Origin of the sequence: Rhodococcus rhodochrous (assembly GCF_014854695.1) — a bacterium.
In the GTDB taxonomy this organism is placed as follows: domain Bacteria; phylum Actinomycetota; class Actinomycetes; order Mycobacteriales; family Mycobacteriaceae; genus Rhodococcus.
In genome coordinates, this window is sequence record NZ_CP027559.1 from 95,721 (window position 1) to 120,167 (window position 24,447).

The following is a 24,447-nucleotide window of genomic DNA, read 5'->3' on the forward strand; positions in this document are numbered from 1 at the left end:
CCTGCGGGTTTTTCGGGTGTATCGGGGTGGTTCGGTGGCGGTGGTGGAGCGGGTACCTCGGTCGGTCGGTGCGGCCTGGTGAACCGGGCGCGGTGACTGCCGGGCAAGGGCGGGTTTTCCCTTGCACGGTGGTCGGCGGGTCCGGTAGGGCCGTGGTGTGGCGACCGGGCGCGGTGCACGCGGAGCAGCGGGAACCTTGGGAGGGAGGGACAGGGGTCCGGGGGCGGAGCCCCCGGGGATCGGTAGAGCCGACACACGGCAGACGAGCCGGTCACACTCCTAGCCAGGGCGAGGGGGCACCGTCCGCCGGCCGCGGGAGCATACGTTTACCGACCCCGAGACCAACGAGGCGCATTCATACCCTTCACTACAGTTGCCTTAAGATCTCAACGGGCACGATTTACCCCCTCACCTGGTACGCATGCGTTGCGGCACAAGCGACGAGCCTCGGCTACCGGCACACACTCCAGTAGAGTTTGAGCGGGCAGGAACTGTGTCGCAGGGTGTTGAGATAGATTCTGCTAGCCCACATCGGAAGCCCTCATACAGCAGAAGGGAGCCGGACGATAGCTGCCAAGCCCGCCCCGATCACCGGCTCTGTCCTCGAATGGGCGATCCGCGATTCTGGCCTGTCACGAGGCGAGATTGCCGACAAGGTCGAGGTTAGCGACAACCAGTTACGCGAGTGGATGTACGAGGACTCGTTTCCTTCCATCACACAGTTAAGGAAACTGGCGAAGATCCTTGGGCGTCCAGAGTCCTTCTTCTTCATGGAAACCCCGCCCAAGCAGGACCCTACCCCTGCTGAGTTCCGGCGTTTCGCCGGATCAACCGGGCGGCCAGGCACGCACACCATCGACGGTGTCAAACTCGCCAGAAGGGTGCAAAAGACTCACGCCTGGATCCGGCAGAGAGGCAACGAATCCCCGGTTCCCCTTCCTCAGATCAGTTCCGAGGAGGGTGTAGAAGAGACGGCCGAACTTCTCCGTGCATGGCTCGGCTGGTCCACCGAGACACAGATGCAGGTCAGCGACGCTGCATCGGCCAGAGAGTTCCGAAGCGCGCTCCAATCCAAGGGAATCCTGGCGCTGAACCTAACTCTGGATGAGGGCATTACGCGGGGATTTAGCCTCCATCACCCATACGCTCCCTTGGTAGCGGCCAACACCCGCGACCCACACCCGGCTCGCTTATTCTCCTATGCACACGAGCTGGTTCATCTTTGTCTCGGCGAGGATGCCGTATGCGGGACCCATGGAATCAAACAGGGAATCGAGCGATTCTGCAATCGTGTCGCTTCGGCAATCCTAATGCCCCGGCGCGCTTTTATCGATTTCAAAATTTCGAAATTTGGCCGCACCCAAGTATCTGAAATAAAACAGGTCACCACGATAAAGAATCGATTCCGCGTAAGCATGCGAGCGGCGGCTATACGATTGGAAGAGCTCAATCTAGCCGCGCCGGGACTTTACGACAAAGTGGATCGAACAGCTACGGTCGACAAGAAAAAAACCGGATTCTCCGTACCCGGGCAGGAGCCTCGAACTCGGCCAAGAATCCGAGTTGATCAGTACGGCCACGAGTTTATAGGCACTCTTTTTGCTGCAGAAGAAAAAGGACTGCTCCGCCCTAGGCAAATATCAGAGCTTCTGAGCGTTTCCGAGAAAGAACTAAGCTCCGTTCGTCAACTTGCATTAGTTGGTGTTGACTCGTGATCAACATCATCGTGGCGGACGCCAGCGCGCTCCAGGCTATGCCAAGTCTTTGCTCTGCAGAGAATAAAATTCAAATGATGAGCGAAATGACGACTCGGGTGGAGGACGGCGATTTGTGTTTTCCACGAGCCGTGGCGCTCGATCTGAGAACCACGGCACGCGATGAGCCGATAGCTAGCTGGGCGTCGGGACTCGGGCGATCACTGGATCCCTACAAGGCTGACATAAAATACATGCGTCCATTGATGGGTTATGTTAAGCAGTGTGGGTACGAGGATGGATTCGATTCACTCACAGGAGAAGAACCGAGCATTGCTGATGTTGGACGCCTGGCCTGCCGTTATCAAGCAGAGGGTAAGAATTTTGTTATCGCCTCTGAAGATACAGGAGAAGGCCCCCTGTCCCCGACGATGGAGCAGCTTTGCGCAGCCGCTTCATGGAATATGATTGATGCCCGCGAAGCCCTAACTTGTTTGGGACTTTCAAGCTACCTCTCATAGTCTCTTAATTTCTCGACCAATATCGGTTAGATAGTGCGAGAATACGGAACGGCCTCCCCCAATTGATAGCGAGTTGAGCATAGATTCGCAGAATAGAAGAAGCGCACGCGAAGGCTCGCACGCATAATAATCCCCCAAAACGTCCACAATTGGGTATCGGTGACCTTCGTGGAGTAGGTCAGGTGAGTGGTCGTCCTCGGCAGGAGTCATAAAAGATCCAGGAATCCGCTTCCTGCCTTCACTGTTATGTAGCAGGGTTACACCGACCACATGTTCTTCCCCCTCTTCTGCTACTGCCGGAGCTAAATCCGCCTTCGATGCGAAAACCCCCAATTGGAGTATGCACGCAAAGTCAAGCCTTTTATCAATTTCACCAGCCTTCAAATGTGCAGATATTGTCTTAGCTGTCGTTGAAGCTGCGTATCCCACTAGTGCAAACTTGGGATGCGGGCCATGAGAAATTAGCCTGCGGACGCTAGACATTTTGGCGCCAGCATCTTCGATCTCCGCCTTATCTGCCGTAGTCTTTACCTCAATGCATAACCGGACATTCTCGACAGGGAACAGAACTTGGTTGGTTTGAGCCATAAGTGCAGGCTCTTCAGAGTTGTCGTACACAACAATATCAATTTGCTTGGAATAGTTTCCCCGAGAATCAATTAGCAGGCCCGACCCTATTCCGTACTTGGGCGGGACCAATTTTTCCAGTATTCGCGCTAGCGAGAGCTCATTTTCACGGCCCATCTCCCCTTGGTGATCGATCAACCGATTGAAGGTGTCCACTTCAGCTTCCAACCTTCGCAGGACTCCAGACCAGTACTCCTCCAATATCGCCATAAGCAGACAATGGCACATGCGTTCTGAACGACCGGTCCTTGCCTCGCGTCCAGCAGGGAAACGGAGCTTTAAGCTGCTGTTTCTTCTCGAGCGCGTCGCAGCGTGGCGTACATCGCGGACCGCGACAGGCCGCTGATTTCGCAGAGCTGGGCGGCGGTGTATTCGCCGGATTCGTAGTCGGCGAGCAGGCGTTTGCGCTGCAAGGCGGACAGCTTCGGTTGCTTGCCTTTGAGGCGGCCGGCCTTCTTCGCTTCGGCCATGCCTTCGCGGGTGCGGGCGCGGATGAGGTCGGATTCGAACTCCGCCATCAGCGACAACATGCCGAAGAAGAGTTTGCCGGTGGGATCGGTCGGGTCGTGGACGGAGCCGCCGATGCTCAGGCGGGTGCCTTTGGTTTCGAGTTCGTCGGCGATCGCCCGGAGGTCGACGGCGGAGCGGCCGAGGCGGTCGAGTTTGGTGACGACGAGGGTGTCGCCTTCGCGGCAGGCGGCGAGTGCTTCGCGCAGGCCGGGTCGGTGTCGGTTGCGGCCGGTGTAGCCCTTGTCGGTGTAGATCCGCTCGTCGGGGACTCCGAGGCGTTTGAGGGCTGTGCGTTGCGCTCGCAGATCTTGGCCTGCGGTGCTGCATCGGGCATAGCCGATCAGGATTCCGTCCATGAGGCGACGATAGTGCTGTTTGGGTCAAGCTATACGAGACCGACATGCAGGACGGTTAAACAGGACGGTCGGATGGTCGACTTCCGCAGGGCACGATCGGGTGCCGGACTGTTTCGGGGTGTGCTGTTTGAGGGGATCGGTCCGCAAACTTGATCTTGTTCCGATAACGGTCGTATATGAAACGTCCGCGACCGAATCGACCGACCAGGCGCGACAATTGTTCCGAAACTCATGTCTAAAACCTCTGGTTCAAAACCAGGCTTGTCGGCGAGTTATGGAACACTGCGAGCTTGTGAGCGAACTTTTGGGCTATGCGAGGGTCTCGACGACCGATCAGACCCTCGATCTGCAGAGCGACGCGCTGAGGGCGGCGGGGTGTTCGCGGATCTGGACCGAGACCGCCAGCGGTGCCACGACCGCCCGGCCGCAACTCGACGACCTGTTCTCGCACCTGCGGGCTGGCGACACCCTGGTGGTGTGGCGGCTCGATCGGCTCGGCCGCTCCCTGCCGCATCTGCTTCAGGTGGTCACCGATCTCGAGGAACGGGGCATCGGGTTCCGGTCGGTGACCGAGTCGATCGACACCACCACGGCCGGCGGCAAGCTGATCTTCTCGATCTTCGGTGCGCTCGCCGAGTTCGAGCGCAACCTCATCCGTGAACGCACCTCGGCCGGACTTGCAGCGGCCCGAGCTCGGGGCCGGGTCGGGGGCCGGCCGCCGAAGATGACGGCGAAGAAGATCAAGCAGGCGAAGTTGATGCGCGACAACGGAATGAGTCAGGTCGAGATCGCGGAGATTCTTGGGGTTGGTCGTACGACGCTGTATCGGCATTTGCAGTAGAGGTGGGGTGACCACAGTCCGGCAGTCACGTCCTGCGGAAACGCTTCGCCGGTAATGAACTGTGCGAGCGCCGACGCAGCGAAGGGCTGATCGTTCCGCGGCGTTCGGGTTCGACCGTGCTGTCCCGCAAGGCTGGGTCAGGTGAGCGCCGAAGGTAGATTCGGCCAGATCACCACCTGTGGCGAGGTCACACGTGTGCCGCGGGACCGTGTCAGCCTGTGCGGACAGCGCGGCGCCCTGCGGTCTCTCGCAGCAGCCGCAGTCCGTTGAGGCCGACGAGGATGGTGGAGCCTTCATGGCCGGCTACCGCCAGCGGCAACGGCAGGGTGCCGACGAGGTCCCAGGTCACCAGGACCGCGATGACCGAGGCGGCGATGGCGAGGTTGGCATGACCACGCGTCGGGCCCGCCGGGACAGGTGGATCACCGCGGGGATGGCGGTGAGGTCGTCGCGGACGACGACCGCGTCGGCGGTCTGCAAGGTCAGGTCCGATCCGGCGCCGCCCATGGCGATACCGACATGCGCGGCGGCCAGCGCAGGGGCGTCGTTGATGCCGTCGCCGACGACGACCACTTTTTCTCCGTCGGCCTGCAGTGCGCGGACGGCAGCGACCTTGTCGTCGGGCAGCAGCCCGGCCTGTACCTCGGTGATGCCGACCTCGGCGGCGAGCCGTGCGGCGACGACCGGATTGTCGCCGGTCAGCAGCGTGGGGGCGGTGCCGGTGAGCGCCCGGGCTGCGGCCACGGCGATCGCTGCCTGCGGGCGCAGTGATGCCGAGGTGAGGTGCACTTGGTACCGGTCCCCTCGGTCGGCGGCGCCGAGTGATGGGACCGCGCTCGGCAGTATCGGGGTCACTCGAGGATGTAGAGATCGTGCGCGGTGGCGGCATAGGCGGTGTCGGCATCGACGGCCAGCAGCGCCTCGACCGGACCGATCATTGCCTTCTGTTCCCAATTTCGACCGGTGTGGCTGCGCCAGGCGACACCGTCGGTGTCGACACCCCACAGGGACCCGTCACCGGCGGCGGAGAGCAATACCAGAGTGGGGGCCTCGGGAACGGTGGTGAAGATGCGGGCGGTATCGGTGCTGTGCTGCAGCCCCTCGGCGGTGGCCGCCCAGACACCGCTGTCGGTGACGGCCAAAGCTGCGGCGGCCAGCGGGGCTCCCGAACTCCACGTGGTGCCGGCGTCGGTGGAGACCAGCAGTCCGGTGGTTCCGTCGAAGCCGACGAGCACCGTCCCGTCGGTGGCCAGAGCGTGGAAGTCCACCTCTCCGGTCAGGGATTTCGGGGTCCATGTTCGTCCGCCGTCGGTGCTGTCGATCAGTCCGAGCGGGTTCGGTGCCGAACTCGACGGTCCGGGATGTCCGGAGGCGAAGAGCCGATCGGTGCCGGGCACCCCGGTCAGTCCCATGAAGTCGTCGTCGGAGGTGCCGACCCGGGTGGTGCGCCCGTCGACGCCGAGGGTGACCAGGCCGGTGTGAGTGCCGGCCAGGATCGTGCCGTCGGCACCGAGGTGTAACCCGTGCAGGTGATCGAGGGCAGGGGTCAATGCCACCGCGGGCACCTCCGCGGTCGGGACAGACCCCGATCGGGTCGGTGTCGTAGCGGGCTGCTGGGTCGAGCATCCGACGAGCACGGTCAGGGCAGCGGCGACGAGCACACCCCGGCAGGGGCGCGCGAACGATATCCACATGGACGCAGAAGAACTTTCTCTCTGGGGCAGGGCCACGCAGGTCAGGTGCGGGCTAGGTGGGCGGGCTCAAGGTCGAGGCGGCGCAACAGTTGTGCATTGAGGGCAACGACGATGGTCGAAACCGACATGAGCACCGCGGCCACCGCCGGGGAGATCGCCACCCCGGCGAAGGCGAGCACACCGGCGGCCAGGGGCACGGCGATGATGTTGTAGCCGGTTGCCCACACCAGGTTCTGCCACATCTTCCGGTAACTGGCGTGGGAGAGTTCGATGATCGACAGCACCGCCCGCGGATCGTTCGCCGCCAGCACCACTCCGGCGGATTCGATCGCCACATCGGTGCCGGCGCCGATGGCCACGCCCACGTCGGCGCGGGCCAGGGCCGGGGCGTCGTTCACCCCGTCGCCGACCATGGCGACCTTGTGCCCGCGCTGCTGCAGTTCGGTGACCTTCGCGTCCTTGTGTTCGGGCAGCACCTCGGCGAACACCTCGTCGATGCCGAGATCGGCGGCGACGGCGTCGGCGACCTGCCGGGCATCACCGGTGATCATCGCGACCTTGACTCCGCGGGCGTGCAGGGCGTCGATCGCCTGGCGGGACTCCTCCCGGACCGCGTCCTCGAGCGCCACGGCACCGAGCACCCGATCACCTTCGGCGATGTGCAGCACCGACGCTCCGCGCTGCACCCACTGTTCGGTGACGGCGGTGACCTCCTCGGGTACCGACAACGCCAGGTCGGTGAGCATCGCGGGTCCGCCGACGGTGACCTCGGTGCCGTCGACGACCGCGCGCACGCCACGGCCGGGCAACGACCGGAAGTCGGTGGCGGTGATCTTCTCGCCCGTCGGGACACCGGTGTCCGCCGCGGCCACGATCGCACGCGCGACGGGATGTTCACTGTCGGCTTCGACCGCGGCGGCGCGGGCCAGCAGATACGACTCGCCGATCCCATCGGCGGTCGCGACGCCGGTGACCTGGTGCCGGCCCTGGGTCAGGGTGCCGGTCTTGTCGAACAGCACCACCTCGACGGTGCGCATACGTTCGAGGGCGAGACGGTCCTTGACCAGCACCCCGGCCTTGGCGGCGCGTTCGGTGGAGATCGCGATCACCAGCGGGATCGCCAACCCCAGGGCGTGGGGACACGCGATGACCAGCACGGTGACCATGCGCACCACCGCTTCGTCGACGTTGCCGAGCAACGCCCACACCACGAAGGTGAGCAGACCGCTGATCGCAGCGAAGTAGAACAAGAACGCCGCGGCCTTGTCCGCCAGCGCCTGTGCCCGCGAGGAGGAGGCCTGAGCGTCGGCGACCATGCGTTGGATGCCGGCCAGGGCGGTGTCCTCACCGATAGCAGTGATCCGTACGCGCAGGGCGCTGTCGGTGGCGACGGTGCCGGCGACCACCATGTCACCGCTCTCGCGGGTAACGGTCTTCGATTCGCCGGTGATCATCGACTCGTCGACCTCGGCGCGCCCGTCGACGACCGTGCCGTCGGCCGGGACGCGGGCCCCGGCCCGCACGAGCACCACGTCGTCGAGGGTCAACTCCGACAGCGGCACCTCCTCGGTGCCGTCGTCGGTGATCTTCTCGGCGGTGTCGGGCAGCATCGCCGCCAGCGCGTCGAGCGCTCCCGAGGCCGAACCGAGGGCACGCATCTCGAGCCAGTGCCCGAGCAACATGATCACGATCAGCAGCGCCAGCTCCCACCAGAAGTCCAGGTCGAAGCCGCCCAGGCCGAGGGTGGTGATCCACGAGGCGGCGAAGGCGACGCTGATGGCCATCGCGATCAGCAGCATCATTCCCGGGCGGCGCGAACGCAGTTCGGCCCAGCCGCCGGTGAGGAACGGCATGCCGCCGTAGGCGAAGATCACCGTGCCCAGCACCGGCGGAATCCACATGGCCCCGGGGAAGTCCGGCATGGGATAGCCGAGCAGCTCGGCGACCATGTGGCTGAACCCCACGACCGGGATCGACAGGATCAGCGACACCCAGAAGCGGCGGCGGAACATCTCCCCGTGCGCGCCGTGCCCGGCGTGCCGGTCGTGGCCGCCGTGCCCGGTGTGTTCGGCGGACCCGCCGAGGTGGGCGAGGTGTTCGCCGTGCCCGGCATGCGCATCTTCCGCGTCGGGCGGCGGGCTCTGTGTGGAGGTGCCGTGATCGTGTCCGGCCGGCGCCGGATGGGAGTGTCGGTGTTCCGGGTGCGACATCGAAAAGCTCCTGTCTGGGGCGGGCCGACGGGGGTGAGCGGGGTGCGTTAGAGGGTGTCGAGCAGTTGGCGCATCGTCTCGATTTCCTGCTGCTGGGTCTCGACGATGCTGCGGGCCATCACCACCGCCTCGGGGAACTGTCCCTCGGCGATCTCGGTCCGTGCCATCTCGACGGCGCCTTCGTGGTGGGTGATCATCTGCTCGAGGAACAGGCGGGCCGCGTCGGTGCCCTGGGCATCCGATAGTGCCTGCATGTCCTCGTCGCTCATCATCCCGTCCATCCCGCTCATGCCGTCGCTCATCCCATCCATGCCCATGTCCTCGTCCATGCTGGGCATGTCGTGAGCCCCGTCGGGCATCGAGGTGGGTGCACCCCACTGATCGAGCCAGGACTCGAGTTGGTCGATCTCCGGACCCTGCGCGGCCTTGATCTGCTCGGCCAAGGCACTGACCTCGGCGGGGATGTTGTCCTTGGCCAAGATCATGTCGCTCATCTCGATGGCCTGACTGTGGTGCGGGATCATCATCTGCGCGAACATCACATCGGCATCGTTGTGTGCCGCCGTCTGTTCGGTGGGGGTGCTCGCCGAAGCTGGCGAGGTCGAGGTCGCGGCCGTGGTGCCGGTGTCGGAGTCGCTGCAGGCAGCGGCGGTGAACACCACCGCCAGGGCGGTGACGCCGGCAGCAAGGGTCTTCTTGTTCATCAGGGTGTGTTCCTTTCTCGAACGAGCACAGGCATCGCGATGGCCCAGTTCGGCCTCGCCGGTCGGCAGGACCCAGGTCACGCCAGGTAGGACACGGTGGTCATCATTCCGGCTTCCTGGTGATAGGCGTTGTGGCAGTGCAACGCCCATTGACCGGGGTTGTCGGTGTCGAATTCGATCTCGACGGTGCGCATGGGCCCGATGGTGACGGTGTCCTTGCGCAGTCCGGTATCGGTGAGCGCGAAGGTGTGTCCGTGCAGGTGCATGGGGTGGAACATGTCCGACATGTTGCGCATCCGCATGCGCACCCGTTGCCCTTCGTTGACGGTCAGCGGTGCACTGTCGGGGTGGGCGCGGCCGCCCAGGGTCCAGCGGTACGGCGACATGGTGCCGCCCATGTCCACGCTGTGGTACAGATCGTGATCACGCTCGGCCAGCCGCACGTACTCCCGTGGCGCAAGGTCGGTGCCGAGCAGCACCCGCCGATCGAGCTCGTCGGGCCGAGGTCGTGGCGGCAACTCGCCGGAGGCGGTGCGCACCACGGCCTGCCCGTGCCCGGTCTTGCCCTCGGCCTGCGCGAACAGCGGGAACACCCCGTCGTCGAGGGTGACGAGTACGTCGACACGCTCACCCATGCCGATCAGCACTGCGTCGGTGTCCTGCGGTACGACCGGGAAACCGTCGGTATGAGTGACCGTCATCCGGTGGCCACCCAACGCGACCCGGAAGGCGGTGTCGGCGGCCGCGTTGACGAACCGGATCCGTGCCCGTTGTCCGGGTGCGGCGGTCCAGACCATCGGATCTTCGGGCACGCGCCCGCCGAGCAGGAAGTGGGGATAGCGCACGTCCCCGGCGCCCCCGAGCAGCGGGGAGAGCATCGTTTCCCCACCCATGTCCATATCCGTGGCGTCGTGGTCCATCGTGCCCATCGCGGCGCCGTCACCGTTTCCTGCTCCGCTGCCGATGCCGAGCTCGCGGGCCACCTGGTCGGGGGTGCGGCCGGTGCCGTCGAGCCAGTCGTCGAGCACCACGATCCATTCGTGGTTGTAGTCGCCCGGCTCGGCCGGATCATCGATGATCAGCGCACCGTAGAGCCCGCGGTCGAGTTGCAGACCCGAATGCGAGTGATAGAAGTACGTGCCCGCATGAGGGACGGTGAACTCGTAGACGAATCGGTCTGCGGTGGCGATCGGGTCCTGGGTCAGCCCGGGAACACCGTCCATGTCGTTGCTCAACGCCAGCCCGTGCCAGTGCACACTCGTCTCCGCTGGTAGCTGGTTGTCGACCTCCACCCGCAGGAGATCCCCGACCCGGGCACGGATCAGCGGTCCCGGCACCTGATCGTCATAGGCCCAGGTGGACACGATGCGTCCCCCGAGGTCCACCTCGACCGGACGCGGCGTCAACCGGGCCGAGACCACCTGCTGGCCCGGGACACGTCGCTGCTGCTCGAGACGACGCACCACCGGTGACGTGGCGGCCACCGGGACGCCGGTCGCCGCCCCCGCCCCGGAACAGGCCGCCAGGACTCCGGCACCGGTCAGCATCGAGCCGATCAGGAAGGCTCGGCGGGTCAATCTACCCACGGACCTGCCCTCGCCGATCAGCAATCGCAGCGAGGTTGCCGGTCTGCGTCAATACCTGCCGCCGGGCGACGAACTCATCGGAGTCGATGTCGCCTCGGGCGAACCGCTCTTCGAGCATCCGCAGCGGATCACCCTCATGCTCGATGCCAGCAGGACCGCTCGTACGGTCGGCGCGGAACATGACGGCCACCAGATAGATCACCACCGTCCAGAACGCGAGCATGCACACGGCCATGACGGTCCATCCCGCCCAACCGATGTCACCGACCCAGCCCATCATGATCGTCTCCATCCCTCGGTTTCGTAGCTTCAGCATCGGGTTCCCACCCCACAGGTTCGATGGAGGTCGTATGAAGATTTGCTCAAGAAACTCCCTGTCGCGTCGCCGCGATACCGGCACCGCGACGGTGCTGGCGATGATGGACCCCATGACCTCCTCTGCTCGACCACCCGCACCCGGCAGCGACCCGGCGACGCCGGCGCGTCCCTCCACCGGCTTGCGGGCGATGGTCGTCGAGGACGAACCGTCACTGGCGGATCTGGTGGGCTCCTATCTCGAGCGGGACGGTTTCGAGGTCGCGGTCACCGGCGACGGCGCCGAGGCCGTTCCCCTCGCCCGGCAGGTCGATCCCGATGTGGTGGTCCTCGACCTCGGACTGCCGGGCCTGGACGGGGTGGAGGTGTGCCGGCAACTGCGGACCTTCTCCGACGCCTACGTCGTGATGCTCACCGCCCGCACCGAGGAGATCGACACCCTGATCGGGCTGTCCGTCGGCGCCGACGACTACATGACCAAACCGTTCAGCCCCCGCGAGCTGACAGCGCGCATCCAGGCCATGCTGCGCCGTCCCCGCACCACCATCGCCGCGACCGTTGCGCAGCCACACCGCTTCGGGGACCTGGCCCTCGACGTCGACGGCCGCGAGGCCACCGTCGCCGGGCGGCCGATCGCCCTGACCCGCACCGAATTCGACATCCTTGCCGCCCTGGCACGCGATCCCGGAGTGGTGCTCACCCGCACCCAGCTGATCGAAGCGGTATGGGGGCCGAGCTGGGTCGGTGACGAACACCTGGTCGACGTGCACATCGGACATCTGCGCCGCAAACTCGGCGACGACGCCACCCACGGCCGCTACGTGCGCACCGTCCGCGGTGTCGGCTACCGAATGGGCACCGGATCATGACCGCCCGATCGTCCACACCAGGCGGGTCCCTGCGCCGCACCGCCAACACCGCGAGTTTCGGCACCCGCCTGTTCCTCGCCCTGACCGTGGTGGTGCTCGGCTGCGCCATCAGCGCCTGGATCGTGGCCTCGGCGCTCGCGCCCGGCATCTTCCACGATCACCTCGGTCAGGCCGGCATCGACCACAACTCCAGCCAGGCCCGTCACGTCGAAGAGGCCTTCACCTGGGCGATCATCCTCGCCTGGGGACTGGCCATCGCCATCGCGGTGCTGCTGTCCCTGGCGGTGAGCTGGTACATCACCCGGCGCGTCCAACGGTCGCTGACGGCGGTGACCACCTCCACCGCCCAGATCGCCGCCGGCCACTACGACGCCCGCATACACAGCCCCGGACTCGGCCGCGAATTCGACGAACTCACCGTCACCGTCAACGAAGTCGCCCGCCGCCTCGAAGCCACCGAAACCACCCGACGCCGGATGCTCGCCGACCTCGGCCACGAGATGCGCACCCCCATCGCCACTCTCGACTCCTACCTCGAAGCCCTCGAAGACGGCGTCCGCAGCCTGGACGAGGACACCCTGCAGATCCTGCGTGCCGCCACCCAACGCCTCGACCGCCTCGCCCAAGACATCACCGCCGTCTCCCGCGCCGAAGAACATCTCACCCGCATCACCCCGATCCCCACCGACACCGCAACCCTGATCACCGCAGCCGCCGAGGCGGTCCGCACGCGCTACGACGACAAGGGCGTCACCCTCGATACCCGCATCGAGCAATCCGTCCCGGTCACCGTCGACCCGGACCGATTCGGGCAGGTACTGGGCAACCTGCTCGACAACGCGCTGCGCCACACCCCCGACGGGGGCACCGTCACCATCACCTGCCGGCAGCTCGACCCCACCCACGCCGAAATCGTCGTCGCCGACACCGGAGAAGGTATCGCCGCCGAACACCTCGACCACCTCTTCGACCGCTTCTACCGAGCCGACCTCGCCCGCAACCGCCGCCACGGCGGCAGCGGCATCGGCCTGACCATCACCCGCGCACTCATCGAGGCACACCGAGGCCGGATCCGCGCCGCCAGTGACGGCCCCGGCCGCGGAGCACGGTTCACCATCGACCTGCCCAGCACCGGTACTACCCGCGTGTAGTAGTGCCCGCCCGCCTCACGAAGTTCCTACTTCGCCAGGTGTCAGATTCGCCCACGATGTCGGGACTGTCAGGTAATCGGTGGATCCGGTTCTGACACATGGGATTAGTTGGCGTTCGGGGTGATGCGTCCTTCGAAGGTGATCGCGAAAGCGTTCAAAGCTCCTTTCCACCGTGATGTCCATCGTGCGCGCCCCTTGCCGGTCGGGTCCAGCGCACGAGTGGCCAGATACAGACACTTGAGCGCGGCTTGTTCGTTGGGGAAATGCCCACGGGCCCGGATCGCCCTCCGGTACCGGGCGTTGAGCGATTCGATCGCGTTCGTCGAGCAGATCACCCGGCGAATCTCGATGTCGTAGTCGAGGAAGGGCACGAACTCCGACCAGTTGTTTTCCCACATCCGGACGATCGCCGGATAGCGCGGTCCCCACTTGCCGGCGAACTCGCCGAACCGTTCCTTCGCCGCTGCCTCGGTCGGAGCGGTGTAGATCGGCCGCAGATCCCGGGACATCTCCTCCCAGTATTGTCGGGCCGCATACCGGAAGGTGTTGCGCAGCAGATGGATCAGGCAGGTCTGCACCACCGTTTGGGGCCACACGGTGGTGATCGCCTCGGGTAGGCCTTTGAGTCCGTCGCAGACGGCGATGCACACGTCCTCGACACCGCGGTTCTTGATCTCGGTAAGCACCGCCAACCAGAACTTCGCGCCCTCACCGCCGTCGCCGGACCACAAGCCGAGGATGTCGCGTTCACCGGAGGTGGTGACCCCCACGGCGACGTAGACGGGTCGGTTGGCGACCTGACCGTCACGGATCTTGACGTGGATCGCATCGATGAACAACACCGCGCGTTGACTCATCCAAAATGCGCGCATAGAGGTAGTCGTTGCCTCAACTGAGAATGCGCGCGTGCGGTGCGCCTGCCGTGTCCGGCTCGGGCCGGGCGGTAGGCCCGAACGATGGGGCTGTCGATGAGTCAACGCAAGGCCGTGACCAAGACGATCGCGACGCGGTACGCCCGGGCCAACAAGGCCGCCAAGGGTGTCATCCTCGACGAATTGTGTGCCACGACCGGCTGGCATCGCAATCACGCCCGTAAGGCGTTGACGCAGGCGTTGCACCCCACGACGGTCAGGGGACGCACCCCGAGACCACCGAAGTACGGCTCGGACGTGATTGCGGCACTACGATTCTGCTGGGCAGTGCTCGGTGCGCCGGCCGGTAAACGGCTGGCGGCGGTGCTGCCGGACCTGGTGCCGACGCTACGTCGGTTCGGCGAGTTGAGCATCGACGACGCCACTGCGGAGTTGTTGGTGTCGATGTCGGCGGCGACCATCGACCGTCGGCTGGCCGAAGACCGGCGCAGGCTCGATCCGAAGGGCCGGGCACACACCAAACCGGGGTCGTTGCTCAAGTCGCAGATCCCGATCCGCACGTGGGCGCAGTGGGACGACGCAGTCCCGGGGTTCGTGGAGATCGACCTGGTCGGACACGAAGGCGGCAACGCGGTCGGCGACCACGCCTACACCCTGACGGTGACCGACATCGCCACTGGCTGGACCGAGAACCGGTCGGTGCCGAACAAGGCCCGCAAGTGGGTGCTCGCCGCGCTCGAGGAGATTGCCGGCATCCTGCCGTTCCCGATCCGCGGTGTCGACTCCGACAACGGCAGCGAATTCATCAACCACCACCTGCTCGCCTGGTGCGAGCAGCGGCAGATCACCTTCACCCGGTCCCGACCCGGCAACTCCAACGACGGCGCGCACGTCGAGCAGAAGAACTGGGCGATCGTGCGGACCGTCGTCGGCTACCACCGTTACGACACCCCGGCAGAGTTGTTGCTACTGAACAGGATCTGGGTTCTGCAGTCGAGTCTGTCGAACTACTTCTGTCCGCAGCAGAAACTGATCTCGAAGGTGCGGGACGGGGCGAAGGTGATCAAGAAGTACGACACGGCTACCACCCCGAAACGCCGCGCCGAGCAGCACGAGACGGTCACCGTCGAGGACAAGGCGATCCTCGCCGACACCTACGTGCGCCTGAACCCGGCGGCGATCCAGCGGCAGATCCAGGCGTTGACCGCCGAGCTGCTGACCCTGACCATCGCCAAGGCCGGTCCGGCCCGCGTCCCCGCCGTCACGGCAGTCGCCACGCGCGCATCATCGGATGAGGCAACGAAGCAAACCTCGCGCGCATCTTGACGTGAGGCAATAGGCACCGGATACACCGAGTCGAGCGGCCGGACCGACCATTCGGCCATCTCGGCGAGCACCTTGTCGGTGATCTTGCTGATCGTTTCCTTCGACACTGTGGCGCCGTAGACGTCGTCGAAGTGGGCAGCGATCTCACCGGTGGTCAGTCCTTTCGCCGACAGCGACAAGATGATCTCGTCGACTCCGGTCAGGCGCCGTTGGCGTTTCTTGACGATCTGCGGATCGAAGGAGGCATCGGTGTCTCGCGGGACTTGGATCTGCACGGGGCCGATCTCGGTCAGCACGGTCTTGCTGCGCCGGCCGTTACGCGAGTTGCCGGTGTTCCTTCCTTCTACCTGGTGTTTTTCGTAGCCGAGGTGCTCGTCCATTTCCGCTTCGAGGGCAGTTTCGAGCACCGTGGCGGTGAGTTGGTTGAGTAGTCCGTTCGGGCCGACCAACTCGACGCCGTCGGCTTTGGCTTGGGCGAGCAACTGCTGCGCCAGCTGCTGGGGATCGATCTTCGGCTGATCCATAGGATCGAGTGTTTCGGTCATGATCGCGCCTTCTCGCCAAGCAAGCTCGGCGTGTCGGCCAAAGCCAGTTCAACCGTTATCCCGACAGTCCCACGATGTCTTCGAGGAGATCGAAGCCCGCGCGGACGCGCTTCTTCAGGACCTGATAGGCGTACTGGAGGGGCTGTGACCGTACTGTTCGGCATGCCGGAGAGTGCACTCGAACGGCGGCGCCGGTTCCACAGTGCGCGGGCGAGCATGTAGGCGGCTCCCGGTGTCGGCGGTACCTACTACGGAAGCGCTGTCTCGTTTTCCCACGTGCCGTAGCGAACCCCGCGCCAACACTCACACAGTGGAGCCAGCGAATTGTGCTGATCCCACTCCCGAAGCGCCTTCACATACCGGGCGTGTTCGGCAGTGTCCCGTTCGACGCTGAGCTCGACAACGGGAAGTCCACGCGCCTCACTGCTTCGGTAACCATCACGCGGACCGCTCTGCCGTTGAAATCCTCGAACGGGTGGATGTGGAGCGTGTGCGCCTCCAGATAGGCCAGTGCCTCGAGTTGGAGCTCGATATCATCGTCGCAGTACTTGAGCCGATCATCGAAGTTGTGGAACAGCTCCCGCATCTCACGGCCGACGTGAATATGTTCCGGCGGGGAGTGACTTCCCACCCGGACCGACATTTTCCGCCATCTGCCGGCGATATCGGGCATCACCCCGGTCAGGATCCGACGATGGAACTCGCGGATGAGATCCGCATCCATTGCCTCGTGGACGAAATGACCGGAGGCCACGTCGTCGAGCAGCAGGCGCAGTGGCTCAGCGATCAGATCGGCGACCTCGGAATAGGTCTAGCTGCCGAAGAGCGTGTCGAACTGGCGAGTGCTGCCTCTGTCGACCGGCTGGGCCGTGGACGCTGTACGGGTTGCTGTTCACGATCGTGCTCCTATTCGCGCTCCAGGGCGAACAGATCACGTCGCAGCCATGGGACGTCGTGCGCATCGCTCTGCCTCTGCTCACCTATTTTGTCCTCATGTGGGGCGGCGGGTTCCTGTTCGGCGCCGCGATCGGTCTGGGCTACGAGCGCACCACCACCCTGGCGTTCACCGCCGCGGGCAACAACTTCGAACTGGCCATCGCAGCCTCGGCGGCAGTGACCGTAGGCTCGAAGGAGCTGCAGCGTGCGCCGTGTTCGCCCCAGGGACTCCTGGTGGGTCTGTGGAGGTCACCACGAGAGTTCGCGACAGCGTCCCTCGCCGTCGTGGGGTTCGACCTGCAGGGTGGCGTGTTCGAGGCCGAAGCGTTCCGCCAACAAGGTTTGTGCCGCTGCGAGCACGGCTGTGGAGTCCGCGTCGGATTCGGTGACCAGATGTGCAGAGGCCACTTCCATGCCCGAGGTAAGAGTCCAGACGTGCAGGTCGTGGGATTCATGGACTCCAGGAAGGGCATTAAGGGCGGCGTTGACCTCGGTGATGTCGATACTCTTCGGGGCTTGTTGGAGCAGGATGCCGATCGCGTGTCGGCCGAGATTGTAGGCCCGGGGCAGGACGAAGAGTCCGATGGCGACACCGATGAGCGGGTCGGCGTACCGCCAGCCGAACACGATGGTCACCACACCGCTGATAAGCACGCCGACCGAACCGAGCATGTCGGCCAGGACTTCGAGGTAGGCCCCGCGGACGTTGATGCTCTCCTTGGCGCCGGCGCGCAACAGGAGAAACGAAATGACGTTCATGGTAAGGCCGACCACGGCAACGATGGTGACGGGCAGGCCGGGGACTTCGGGTGGGGCGGACAGTCGTTGGAGGGCTTCGTAGAGAATCCAGAGGGCGACGCCGAACAGCAGGAGTGCGTTGAGCAGGGCGGCGAACACTTCGGTGCGGTACAGGCCGAAGGTCCGGTCCGGTCGGGTGCGGGCACGCTGGGCGACGGTGATAGCGGTGACGGCCATCAACACGCCGAACACGTCGGTGAACACGTGCGCGGAGTCGGAGAGCAAGGCCAGCGACGAGGTGGAGAGTCCGACGACGACCTGGAGCACAAAGGTCACCAGGCCCAGGGCCACGGCGATCCACAACCGTCGGACGTGTCGGCCGGAGGCGCTGGTGGCTTGGGCGGGCGAGAGGCCGTGTCCGTGTCCGTGGCTCATCGTTTTCCTTTCTCAAGACACCGACATCATATAGTCATATGCGCATGAATATATATGATGGTCGCGAAAATTGGATCGACACGATCAACTATCCTTCATAGTATTTCGGCGGCGAGGCGCGGCCTGCAGGTTCGGCCGGCGGGAACGGGCGAACAACGGACGAGGTGAGGTTTTCCGTGGCAGGTACCAGTAGAGCTGTAGTCGGCATGATGGTCTCTTGGACGGCAGGCGCGGCCCTGGTGGCGGCCGCCCTGGCGGCCGTGTCGAGCAGCGAGGTTCTGCGGTTGCTCGGGCTGCCGGATCCAGGAGTGCTCACGAGATACGGACTCCCGGCCGCCACCGCGATAGGGGAAGTGGCGGCGGTGGTGATGATCGGGTCGTTGCTGGTGGCGGCGGTGCTGGTACCACCACAACGTTCCGGGCTGCTCGATGTCGACGGTTACCGCGCGGTGCGGACTGCGGGCGCGGCTGCAGCGCTATGGGCAGGATCGGCGCTGGTGCTGATTCCTCTGTCGTTGTCGGACACCTCCGGCCAACCACTGAGCACCGTGTTCGCCGATCCGGTTCCGTTCGTGCAGTCGGTGGGGCAAATCGAGGCATCCACCGCCTGGCTGTGGACCGCGTGTATGGCTGCCGCGGTGGGGCTGGGATGCCGCCTCGTTCTGCAGCACCGGTGGACACCGTTGTTGCTGGTCCTGGCGGTAGGGAGCCTGATGCCACGCGCGTTGACGGGACATTCCGCCGGGGGCGGATCGCATGATCTTGCCACCAACAGCCTGATACTTCATCTGGTGGCGGCCGGACTGTGGGCCGGGGGATTGGCAGCGTTGGTGCTGCACGCCGTGCGTGGTGGCGGACACCTCGATGTCGCCACACGCCGGTTCTCCGCGCTGGCGACGGTGGCATTCATGGTAATGGCTGCGTCGGGAATAATTAATGCTCTGGTGCGTGTTCCGCTTCGGGAGTTTCTGTCCGGCCCGTACGGACTTGTGGTCCTGGCCAAGGTCGTCGCACTCGGTGTAGTGGGGTGGCTGGGCTGGCGCCAACGGACGGTGGCGATCACGGCTCTGGCCGCCGACCCGTCGAATCGGGGGACGTTCATACGCTTGGCGGTAATCGAATCGGCGGTCCTGACGGCCACGATTGGACTCGGAGTGGCGTTGGGTCGTACTCCGCCGCCGCTGGGCGAACGCCGCGAACCCAGTCTGGTCGACGAAGTCTTGGGGTACGGGTTCGATGGCGCCCCGACGCTGGGCAGGTTGCTGACGGAGTGGCGGTTCGATCTGTTACTGGGAACCGCAGCGGTCGTGCTGGCAGCGCTCTACTTGCTGGGAGTGCGGAGGCTACGTGCAGTGAGGCAGCCGTGGCCGGTCCGGCGCACCGTGTCCTGGCTTCTCGGCTGTCTAGTGTTGCTTCTGGTGACATCCTCCGGGGTCGGGCGCTACGCCCCGGCGGCGTTCAGCGTGCACCTGCCCGCATCCGCAGCGCTGGCGATCGTGGTGCCCATGTGCTTGGTTCTGGGCGCTCCGCTCACCTTGGCGGCCCGCGCGGTTCGCTCCGGCCCCAGCGATGCAGTTCCAGGAGCCCGCGACTGGATGCGGGCGATTTTCGCCAGCACCGCACTGCGATGGGTGACCCATCCCCTGGTGGCCGCGGTGGTGCTCGTGGGCACCTTCTACCTGTTGTATCTCGGAGGACTGTACGACGGCGGCTCCTACCCGGGACGCATGGTGCTCGATATGTGGTTGCTGGCGGTGGGGTTGGTCTTCTTCTGGGTCACCGTCGGGATCGATCCTGTCCCCGTGCCGCAGGGACCGTTGACGCGCGTGGGAGCAGTGGCGGTCGCGCTGGCCGGCTACGCGTTCTTTCTGGTCGCCCTGATCATGGCGGATTTTGTGATCGCCGCCGAGTTCTATACCTCACTGCAACTGGGTTGGTTCGACGACTTGGCTGCCAATCAGCGACTCGGTGGAAACCTGGCGTGGGCCGTCGGCGAGCTACCGCTGCTACTGGCCACCGTGCTCGCGCTCGTGCGATGGAGTTCGATCGAAAACCAGCGTGCCCGGAAGCGGAACGACCAGGTCGACCGCGAGGGAGATCGCGAACTGGCCGCGTACAACGCGATGCTGAACGGACTGCACCCACACTCTCGTACCTCGGCAGCAGCCGACGCCGGTGCCTCCGGCCACGACCCCAAGCGCGAATCGGAGACCGGGTAACGATACGGTATTGAAACTATGCAGAATAGTAGTAACGTGTCGGTGTCCGTCACCGTTTCGTTATCACGCGAGCGGGTGCCTTCTTGAGGATGCGATCTTGGCCCGACACCGTAAACCAGAGCCCCAACTCGCCGTTCCCCACCGCTCTGACTGTAGTACTGCAGCGTGGCCTGTTCCCGAGCCGACCGATCCCATCGACGCAGGTCGCGATGACGCTGCTTTCCCGACGACAGTGGCTGTCCTGGACCCGGCAGAACGTCTCGATATCGAGCATCGGGATGCCCTTGCCGAGCATGCGGACGCCCTCGCCCCGAGGCCGATCCGAAGCAAAGGTGCGCATCGCCGAACGAGCCCAGGAACGAGCGGACGCGTGCTGGCCGTGTCGGTAGCGGCAGGCGCGCTGCTGGCAGCAACGACCTCGAGCGCCCATGCCGCCTCGGTCCCTCCCACGGTCAGCGACGAGATCGAGGCCGCGTCGCAACCCTCAGCCCCTACGGATGTGCTGCCCCAGGCCCCCCAGGTGTTGCAGGCCGTGCAGGTGCCGATGCTGGCAGACTTCGCGGATCAACTCGACCGGGCACGGATCCGGGAGGAGCGCCGACTCATGCAAGAGGCCGAGGCGCGCCGCCCGAAAACGCTGATGCCTGTCAGTGGCACGCTCACGTCGAACTTCGGACCCCGCTGGGGCACGAGCCACTACGGGCTCGACATCGCCAACTCGATCGGCACCCCGATCGTCTCGGTGACCGATGGCACGGTACTCGAGGCCGGTCCCGCCTCCGGCTTCGGACTGTGGGTACGAATCCTGCAGGACGACGGCACGATCGGGGTGTTCGGGCACATCGATCAGGCCTTGGTTTCTGCAGGTCAGCGCGTGCGAGCCGGGGAACAGATCGCCACCGTGGGCAATCGGGGACAATCGACCGGGCCACATCTGCACTATGAAGTGTGGGGACCGGACGGCCAGAAGGCCGATCCCATGGCATGGTTGAACGCACGAGGGGTTCAGATCGCGTCAGATGCACGCACATAGATAAGGGATAATCGGCGAATGTCTGCGAGGGAAGCCATACACAGGTTGGGGGGTCTCGAAGCCGAGGTGATGAACGAACTGTGGTCGACCGACGAGCCACAGTCGGTCCATGGCCTGGTCGAACGGCTTCGCGATCGCAAGGAATTCGCCTACACCACCATTTTGACCGTGGTCACCCATCTGTATGAGAAGGGCTGGGTGCAGCGAGAAAAACGCAGTCGCGCCTACTACTATTCGCCCTCACGCAGCCGGGAGGAAGCCACCTCCGAGGCACTGCGCGCCCTGCTCGACAGCAGCACCGACCCCAGCGCGGTGCTGCTGCATTTCGCCAAGACGGTCAGCGACCGCGAATACGATGCCCTGCGCCGGGGCTGGACGGGCCGGGCCGCCGACCAATGACATTGGCCCTGGTCCTGTTGCTCGGCGCCGCCCTGATCTCGATGGCGGCCCCGCGAATGCTCGGTCCGCTCGCCGCCACCTCCGTGCCTCCCGGAGTCCTGCTGGCGGCGTGGCTGGGCAGCATAGCCGGGGCCTTGTTCTTCGGCGCCTCCGCGGTGGTCACCTTGGCCTGGCCCGACCATGCGCCTGCCGAGACCGCGGTCGAGGCCGTGGTGCGGTGTCTGTCCGCGGTTTCCCACGCGATGCAGCCGTGGATCACCGAAACCCTGGCCGCTACCGGAGCCCTGGCCCTGCTCACCATAACCGTGCGAGCCGTGATCCTGGGTCGGCGGTACACCAGAGAACAAACCCGTCTACTCGACTACCACCGTGATGTGGTCTCCATCGTCGCCCACTCCCGCGACGACGGTGTGATGTGGCTGGCGCACCCGATGCCAATGGCCTACAGCGTGGCCGGCCGACCCGGATTCGTGGTGGCTACCGACGGGCTCTCGCAGTGTCTGAGCGGTTCCGAACGCGATGCTGTCCTGGCCCACGAGCGGGCACACCTGCGAGGCAGTCACCACCTGATCGTCACCACATGTGACATCTTGGCCGCGGTGCTTCCGGCGGTGCCGTTGTTCGCCGCCGCCCCGGCCGCGGTCAAAACCCTGGTCGAACTGACCGCTGATCAGCACGCTGCTCGCGCCACCAGCACGGCGACGGTGTGCTCGGCGCTGACCGTGGTCTCCGCTTCGACATTGCCGCAGCCGGCCGGGACCTTGGGGTTGAGCAACGAGATCTCGCTGCGACTGCTCAAGCTGCGCGTGAGCTGGCGGACGCGGTGCCCGAAGGTGTCGTACGCCACAGCTGCGGCGTTGTCGATGGCGATGCCTGTCGCTACCGCGCTGGTCGGGCTGGCGGCGACCTCCGCGGCCGTGTGCCTGACCCTCGCTCAGGCATGATCCGGCACGGGCGACCGAACCGACCTTAATTACTATGCAGCATAGTAATTAGGTACGCTCGAGGGCGTCTCATCACCGTGCGCTCGCGCGAAACTTCGGATCGGACAGCACATGACCGCTCTCGCCCCGCCACCCTGGCCTGCCGCTACCCGCCCCATGCCGGCGCGGCGCGGCCCCAAGGGTGCGTTCATCCACAAAATGATCACCACGACCGACCCGAAAGTACTGGGTCAGATGTACCTGGTGACCGCGTTCGCGTTCTTCGCGATCGGAGGCCTGATGGCCCTGATCATGCGCAGCGAACTGGCCGCGCCGGGTCTGCAGTTCCTCTCGAATGAGCAGTACAATCAGCTGTTCACCATGCATGGCACGATCATGCTGCTGATGTACGCCACTCCTGTGGTGTTCGGCTTTGCCAACTACATCCTTCCACTGCAGATCGGCGCGCCCGATGTCGCATTCCCCCGGCTGAACGCCTTCAGCTACTGGCTGTATCTGTTCGGATCCCTCGTTGCAGTCGGCGGCTTCATCACCCCCGGCGGCGCCGCCGACTTCGGCTGGACCGCGTATGTGCCTTTAAGCACGGAAGTGCACTCCCCCGGCATGGGCGCAAATCTATGGATCGTGGGCCTGGCCATCTCAGGACTGGGCACCATCCTGGGCGCAGTCAACTTCATCACCACCATCGTGTGTATGCGAGCCCCCGGCATGACGATGTTCCGGATGTCGATCTTCACTTGGAACATTCTCGTCACCTCCATCCTGATCCTCATCGCCTTTCCGCTGCTGACCGCAGCGTTGATGGGGCTGCTATACGACCGGGTACTCGGCGGTCACCTCTTCGATCCCGCCACCGGCGGAGTGATGCTCTGGCAGCATATGTTCTGGTTCTTCGGTCATCCCGAGGTCTACATCATCGCGCTGCCGTTCTTCGGCATCGTCTCCGAGATTTTCCCGGTGTTCTCCCGGAAGCCGATCTTCGGTTACACCGGCCTGATCTACGCCACCCTCGGCATCGCGGCCCTGTCGATCGCGGTGTGGGCGCACCACATGTATGCCACCGGCGCGGTGCTGCTGCCGTTCTTCTCGTTCATGACCTTCCTGATCGCCATCCCGACCGGTGTGAAGTTCTTCAACTGGATCGGCACCATGTGGAAGGGGCAGTTGACTTTCGAATCACCGATGTTGTTCTCCGTGGGTTTTTTGATCACCTTCCTCTTCGGCGGCCTGTCGGGCGTGATCCTGGCCTCCCCTCCTATGGACTTCCAGCTGCACGATTCGTACTTCGTGGTGGCGCACTTCCACTACGTCGTGTTCGGCACCGTGGTGTTTGCGACCTATGCGGGTATCTACTTCTGGTTTCCGAAGATGACCGGTCGAATGCTCGACGAGCGCCTAGGCAGGTGGCATTTCTGGTTGACATTTCTGGGCTTCCATTCCACCTTTCTCGTCCAGCACTGGCTGGGCAATGAAGGCATGCCCCGCCGGTACGCCGACTACCTGCCCTCGGACGGATTCACCACCCTGAACACGATTTCGACGATCGGATCTTTTGTCCTCGGTGCCTCGGTGTTGCCATTCGTGTGGAACATCTTCAAGAGCTACCGCTACGGGCAGATCGTCACTGTCGACGACCCCTGGGGCTACGGCAACTCGCTCGAATGGGCGACTACCTGCCCGCCGCCGCGACACAACTTCACCGAACTGCCGCAGATCCGCTCCGAACGGCCGGCGTTCGAGCTGCACTACCCGCACATGGTCGAACGCATGAGGGCCGAGGCACACGTGGGTTTCGGTGGTGCGCCCAGGAGCACCGAAATCGCTAAGCGTGAGCTTGCCGAACCGCGGAGCACCGGCGAGGCCTCGGCACGCACCGATACGAAGGAATAAATCGTTCGCCGTCTCGGCGCCGAAAGATCGGA

General features: G+C 64.7%; 20 protein-coding genes and 4 pseudogenes. 12 read left to right on the forward strand and 12 right to left on the reverse strand.

The genetic code is table 11. The features are described from left to right. Positions 1 to 689: 689 nt before the first annotated feature. The gene (locus C6Y44_RS27260) at positions 690 to 1,715 is read left to right on the forward strand and encodes an ImmA/IrrE family metallo-endopeptidase (RefSeq protein WP_192379153.1); all 1,026 of its coding nucleotides are present in this window, start codon (positions 690 to 692) and stop codon (positions 1,713 to 1,715) included. Further along, positions 1,712 to 2,215, forward strand: a complete 504-nt coding sequence (locus C6Y44_RS27265; protein WP_192379155.1) for a hypothetical protein — start codon at positions 1,712 to 1,714, stop codon at positions 2,213 to 2,215. Before C6Y44_RS27260 ends, C6Y44_RS27265 begins: the two co-directional genes overlap by 4 nt. Here the strand turns inward: C6Y44_RS27265 and C6Y44_RS27270 are convergent. Together C6Y44_RS27270 and C6Y44_RS27275 are read right to left on the reverse strand one after the other, a co-directional pair. Next, positions 2,210 to 2,998 (reverse strand): DUF6602 domain-containing protein, encoded by a 789-nt coding sequence (locus C6Y44_RS27270; protein ID WP_225623906.1) that lies wholly within the window; start codon positions 2,996 to 2,998, stop codon positions 2,210 to 2,212. The genes C6Y44_RS27265 and C6Y44_RS27270 overlap by 6 nt on opposite strands. A 122-nt stretch (positions 2,999 to 3,120) precedes the next feature. After that, positions 3,121 to 3,708 (reverse strand): recombinase family protein, encoded by a 588-nt coding sequence (locus C6Y44_RS27275; protein ID WP_192379159.1) that lies wholly within the window; start codon positions 3,706 to 3,708, stop codon positions 3,121 to 3,123. A 292-nt stretch (positions 3,709 to 4,000) separates the two neighbouring features. Between C6Y44_RS27275 and C6Y44_RS27280 the strand changes: the two genes are divergently transcribed. Beyond that, the gene (locus tag C6Y44_RS27280) at positions 4,001 to 4,549 is read left to right on the forward strand and encodes a recombinase family protein (RefSeq protein ID WP_065996229.1); all 549 of its coding nucleotides are present in this window, start codon (positions 4,001 to 4,003) and stop codon (positions 4,547 to 4,549) included. 211 nt (positions 4,550 to 4,760) lie between these two features. Here the strand turns inward: C6Y44_RS27280 and C6Y44_RS27285 are convergent. The 6 genes and pseudogenes from C6Y44_RS27285 to C6Y44_RS27310 form a co-directional block, all read right to left on the reverse strand. Beyond that, positions 4,761 to 5,317 (reverse strand): annotated as a pseudogene (locus C6Y44_RS27285) (HAD-IC family P-type ATPase); the annotation flags it as partial. Positions 5,318 to 5,400: 83 nt separating this feature from the next. Beyond that, positions 5,401 to 6,243: a F510_1955 family glycosylhydrolase gene (locus tag C6Y44_RS27290; RefSeq protein WP_192379160.1), complete on the reverse strand. Its 843-nt coding sequence runs from the start codon at positions 6,241 to 6,243 to the stop codon at positions 5,401 to 5,403. A gap of 41 nt (positions 6,244 to 6,284) precedes the next feature. Further along, complete coding sequence (locus C6Y44_RS27295; RefSeq protein WP_192379162.1) at positions 6,285 to 8,453, reverse strand: heavy metal translocating P-type ATPase; 2,169 nt, start codon at positions 8,451 to 8,453, stop codon at positions 6,285 to 6,287. Between the two features lie 47 nt (positions 8,454 to 8,500). Next, complete coding sequence (locus tag C6Y44_RS27300; RefSeq protein ID WP_192379164.1) at positions 8,501 to 9,157, reverse strand: DUF305 domain-containing protein; 657 nt, start codon at positions 9,155 to 9,157, stop codon at positions 8,501 to 8,503. Between the two features lie 77 nt (positions 9,158 to 9,234). Further along, positions 9,235 to 10,704 (reverse strand): multicopper oxidase family protein, encoded by a 1,470-nt coding sequence (locus C6Y44_RS27305; protein WP_404817820.1) that lies wholly within the window; start codon positions 10,702 to 10,704, stop codon positions 9,235 to 9,237. Between the two features lie 31 nt (positions 10,705 to 10,735). Next, a complete protein-coding gene (locus C6Y44_RS27310; protein WP_225623907.1) occupies positions 10,736 to 11,173 on the reverse strand; it encodes an SHOCT domain-containing protein in 438 nt (145 codons plus the stop codon). 76 nt (positions 11,174 to 11,249) lie between these two features. On the opposite strand from C6Y44_RS27310, the gene C6Y44_RS27315 reads away from it, so the two are divergent. Continuing rightward, a complete protein-coding gene (locus tag C6Y44_RS27315; RefSeq protein WP_192379233.1) occupies positions 11,250 to 11,927 on the forward strand; it encodes a response regulator transcription factor in 678 nt (225 codons plus the stop codon). Beyond that, positions 11,924 to 13,078, forward strand: coding sequence for a sensor histidine kinase (locus C6Y44_RS27320; RefSeq protein ID WP_192379167.1), 1,155 nt, complete (start codon positions 11,924 to 11,926; stop codon positions 13,076 to 13,078). Before C6Y44_RS27315 ends, C6Y44_RS27320 begins: the two co-directional genes overlap by 4 nt. Before the next feature lie 104 nt (positions 13,079 to 13,182). Here C6Y44_RS27320 and C6Y44_RS27325 read toward each other — a convergent pair. Further along, positions 13,183 to 13,923 (reverse strand): annotated as a pseudogene (locus C6Y44_RS27325) (IS256 family transposase); the annotation flags it as partial. Between the two features lie 123 nt (positions 13,924 to 14,046). Between C6Y44_RS27325 and C6Y44_RS27330 the strand changes: the two are divergent. Further along, complete coding sequence (locus C6Y44_RS27330; RefSeq protein WP_192379169.1) at positions 14,047 to 15,276, forward strand: integrase catalytic domain-containing protein; 1,230 nt, start codon at positions 14,047 to 14,049, stop codon at positions 15,274 to 15,276. On the opposite strand, the pseudogene C6Y44_RS27335 reads toward C6Y44_RS27330, so the two are convergent. Then, positions 15,204 to 15,821, reverse strand: a pseudogene (locus tag C6Y44_RS27335) (transposase); the annotation flags it as partial. The gene C6Y44_RS27330 and the pseudogene C6Y44_RS27335 sit on opposite strands and share 73 nt — an antisense overlap. A gap of 352 nt (positions 15,822 to 16,173) precedes the next feature. Then, on the reverse strand, positions 16,174 to 16,494 hold the full coding sequence (locus tag C6Y44_RS27340) for a Fic family protein (RefSeq protein WP_263869930.1): 321 nt from the start codon (positions 16,492 to 16,494) through the stop codon (positions 16,174 to 16,176). Positions 16,495 to 16,685: 191 nt separating this feature from the next. On the opposite strand from C6Y44_RS27340, the pseudogene C6Y44_RS28305 reads away from it, so the two are divergent. Beyond that, positions 16,686 to 16,934: pseudogene (locus C6Y44_RS28305) on the forward strand (arsenic resistance protein); the annotation flags it as partial. A gap of 72 nt (positions 16,935 to 17,006) precedes the next feature. Here C6Y44_RS28305 and C6Y44_RS27345 read toward each other — a convergent pair. Continuing rightward, positions 17,007 to 17,930, reverse strand: a complete 924-nt coding sequence (locus tag C6Y44_RS27345; RefSeq protein WP_192379171.1) for a cation diffusion facilitator family transporter — start codon at positions 17,928 to 17,930, stop codon at positions 17,007 to 17,009. 206 nt (positions 17,931 to 18,136) lie between these two features. Here C6Y44_RS27345 and C6Y44_RS27350 point away from each other — a divergent pair, with 206 nt between their 5' ends. The 5 genes from C6Y44_RS27350 (at position 18,137) to ctaD (ending at position 24,415) form a co-directional block, all read left to right on the forward strand. Further along, the gene (locus C6Y44_RS27350) at positions 18,137 to 20,149 is read left to right on the forward strand and encodes a cytochrome c oxidase assembly protein (protein ID WP_192379173.1); all 2,013 of its coding nucleotides are present in this window, start codon (positions 18,137 to 18,139) and stop codon (positions 20,147 to 20,149) included. 370 nt (positions 20,150 to 20,519) lie between these two features. After that, positions 20,520 to 21,182, forward strand: a complete 663-nt coding sequence (locus tag C6Y44_RS27355; RefSeq protein WP_006553267.1) for a M23 family metallopeptidase — start codon at positions 20,520 to 20,522, stop codon at positions 21,180 to 21,182. Between the two features lie 36 nt (positions 21,183 to 21,218). Continuing rightward, positions 21,219 to 21,581, forward strand: a complete 363-nt coding sequence (locus tag C6Y44_RS27360) for a BlaI/MecI/CopY family transcriptional regulator (protein ID WP_033098755.1) — start codon at positions 21,219 to 21,221, stop codon at positions 21,579 to 21,581. Further along, complete coding sequence (locus tag C6Y44_RS27365) at positions 21,578 to 22,525, forward strand: M56 family metallopeptidase (RefSeq protein WP_006553269.1); 948 nt, start codon at positions 21,578 to 21,580, stop codon at positions 22,523 to 22,525. The genes C6Y44_RS27360 and C6Y44_RS27365 overlap by 4 nt, the downstream gene beginning before the upstream one ends. A gap of 111 nt (positions 22,526 to 22,636) precedes the next feature. Then, positions 22,637 to 24,415: an aa3-type cytochrome oxidase subunit I gene (gene ctaD, locus C6Y44_RS27370; RefSeq protein ID WP_039958315.1), complete on the forward strand. Its 1,779-nt coding sequence runs from the start codon at positions 22,637 to 22,639 to the stop codon at positions 24,413 to 24,415. The last annotated feature ends 32 nt before the right edge of the window (positions 24,416 to 24,447 follow it).

Bases quoted from the DNA above. Each gene is read 5' to 3' on its own strand.
- C6Y44_RS27295 (WP_192379162.1), bottom strand. From the start codon at position 8,453: ATGTCGCACCCGGAACACCGACACTCCCATCCGGCGCCGGCCGGACAC.
- C6Y44_RS27320 (WP_192379167.1), top strand. From the start codon at position 11,924: ATGACCGCCCGATCGTCCACACCAGGCGGGTCCCTGCGCCGCACCGCC.
- C6Y44_RS27350 (WP_192379173.1), top strand. From the start codon at position 18,137: ATGATGGTCTCTTGGACGGCAGGCGCGGCCCTGGTGGCGGCCGCCCTG.
- ctaD (WP_039958315.1), top strand. From the start codon at position 22,637: ATGACCGCTCTCGCCCCGCCACCCTGGCCTGCCGCTACCCGCCCCATG.
- C6Y44_RS27310 (WP_225623907.1), bottom strand. From the start codon at position 11,173: ATGGGGTCCATCATCGCCAGCACCGTCGCGGTGCCGGTATCGCGGCGA.
- C6Y44_RS27290 (WP_192379160.1), bottom strand. From the start codon at position 6,243: ATGTGGATATCGTTCGCGCGCCCCTGCCGGGGTGTGCTCGTCGCCGCT.
- C6Y44_RS27365 (WP_006553269.1), top strand. From the start codon at position 21,578: ATGACATTGGCCCTGGTCCTGTTGCTCGGCGCCGCCCTGATCTCGATG.
- C6Y44_RS27260 (WP_192379153.1), top strand. From the start codon at position 690: ATGTACGAGGACTCGTTTCCTTCCATCACACAGTTAAGGAAACTGGCG.
- C6Y44_RS27300 (WP_192379164.1), bottom strand. From the start codon at position 9,157: ATGAACAAGAAGACCCTTGCTGCCGGCGTCACCGCCCTGGCGGTGGTG.
- C6Y44_RS27275 (WP_192379159.1), bottom strand. From the start codon at position 3,708: ATGGACGGAATCCTGATCGGCTATGCCCGATGCAGCACCGCAGGCCAA.
- C6Y44_RS27305 (WP_404817820.1), bottom strand. From the start codon at position 10,704: ATGCTGACCGGTGCCGGAGTCCTGGCGGCCTGTTCCGGGGCGGGGGCG.
- C6Y44_RS27340 (WP_263869930.1), bottom strand. From the start codon at position 16,494: ATGCCCGATATCGCCGGCAGATGGCGGAAAATGTCGGTCCGGGTGGGA.
- C6Y44_RS27345 (WP_192379171.1), bottom strand. From the start codon at position 17,930: ATGAGCCACGGACACGGACACGGCCTCTCGCCCGCCCAAGCCACCAGC.
- C6Y44_RS27315 (WP_192379233.1), top strand. From the start codon at position 11,250: ATGGTCGTCGAGGACGAACCGTCACTGGCGGATCTGGTGGGCTCCTAT.
- C6Y44_RS27330 (WP_192379169.1), top strand. From the start codon at position 14,047: ATGAGTCAACGCAAGGCCGTGACCAAGACGATCGCGACGCGGTACGCC.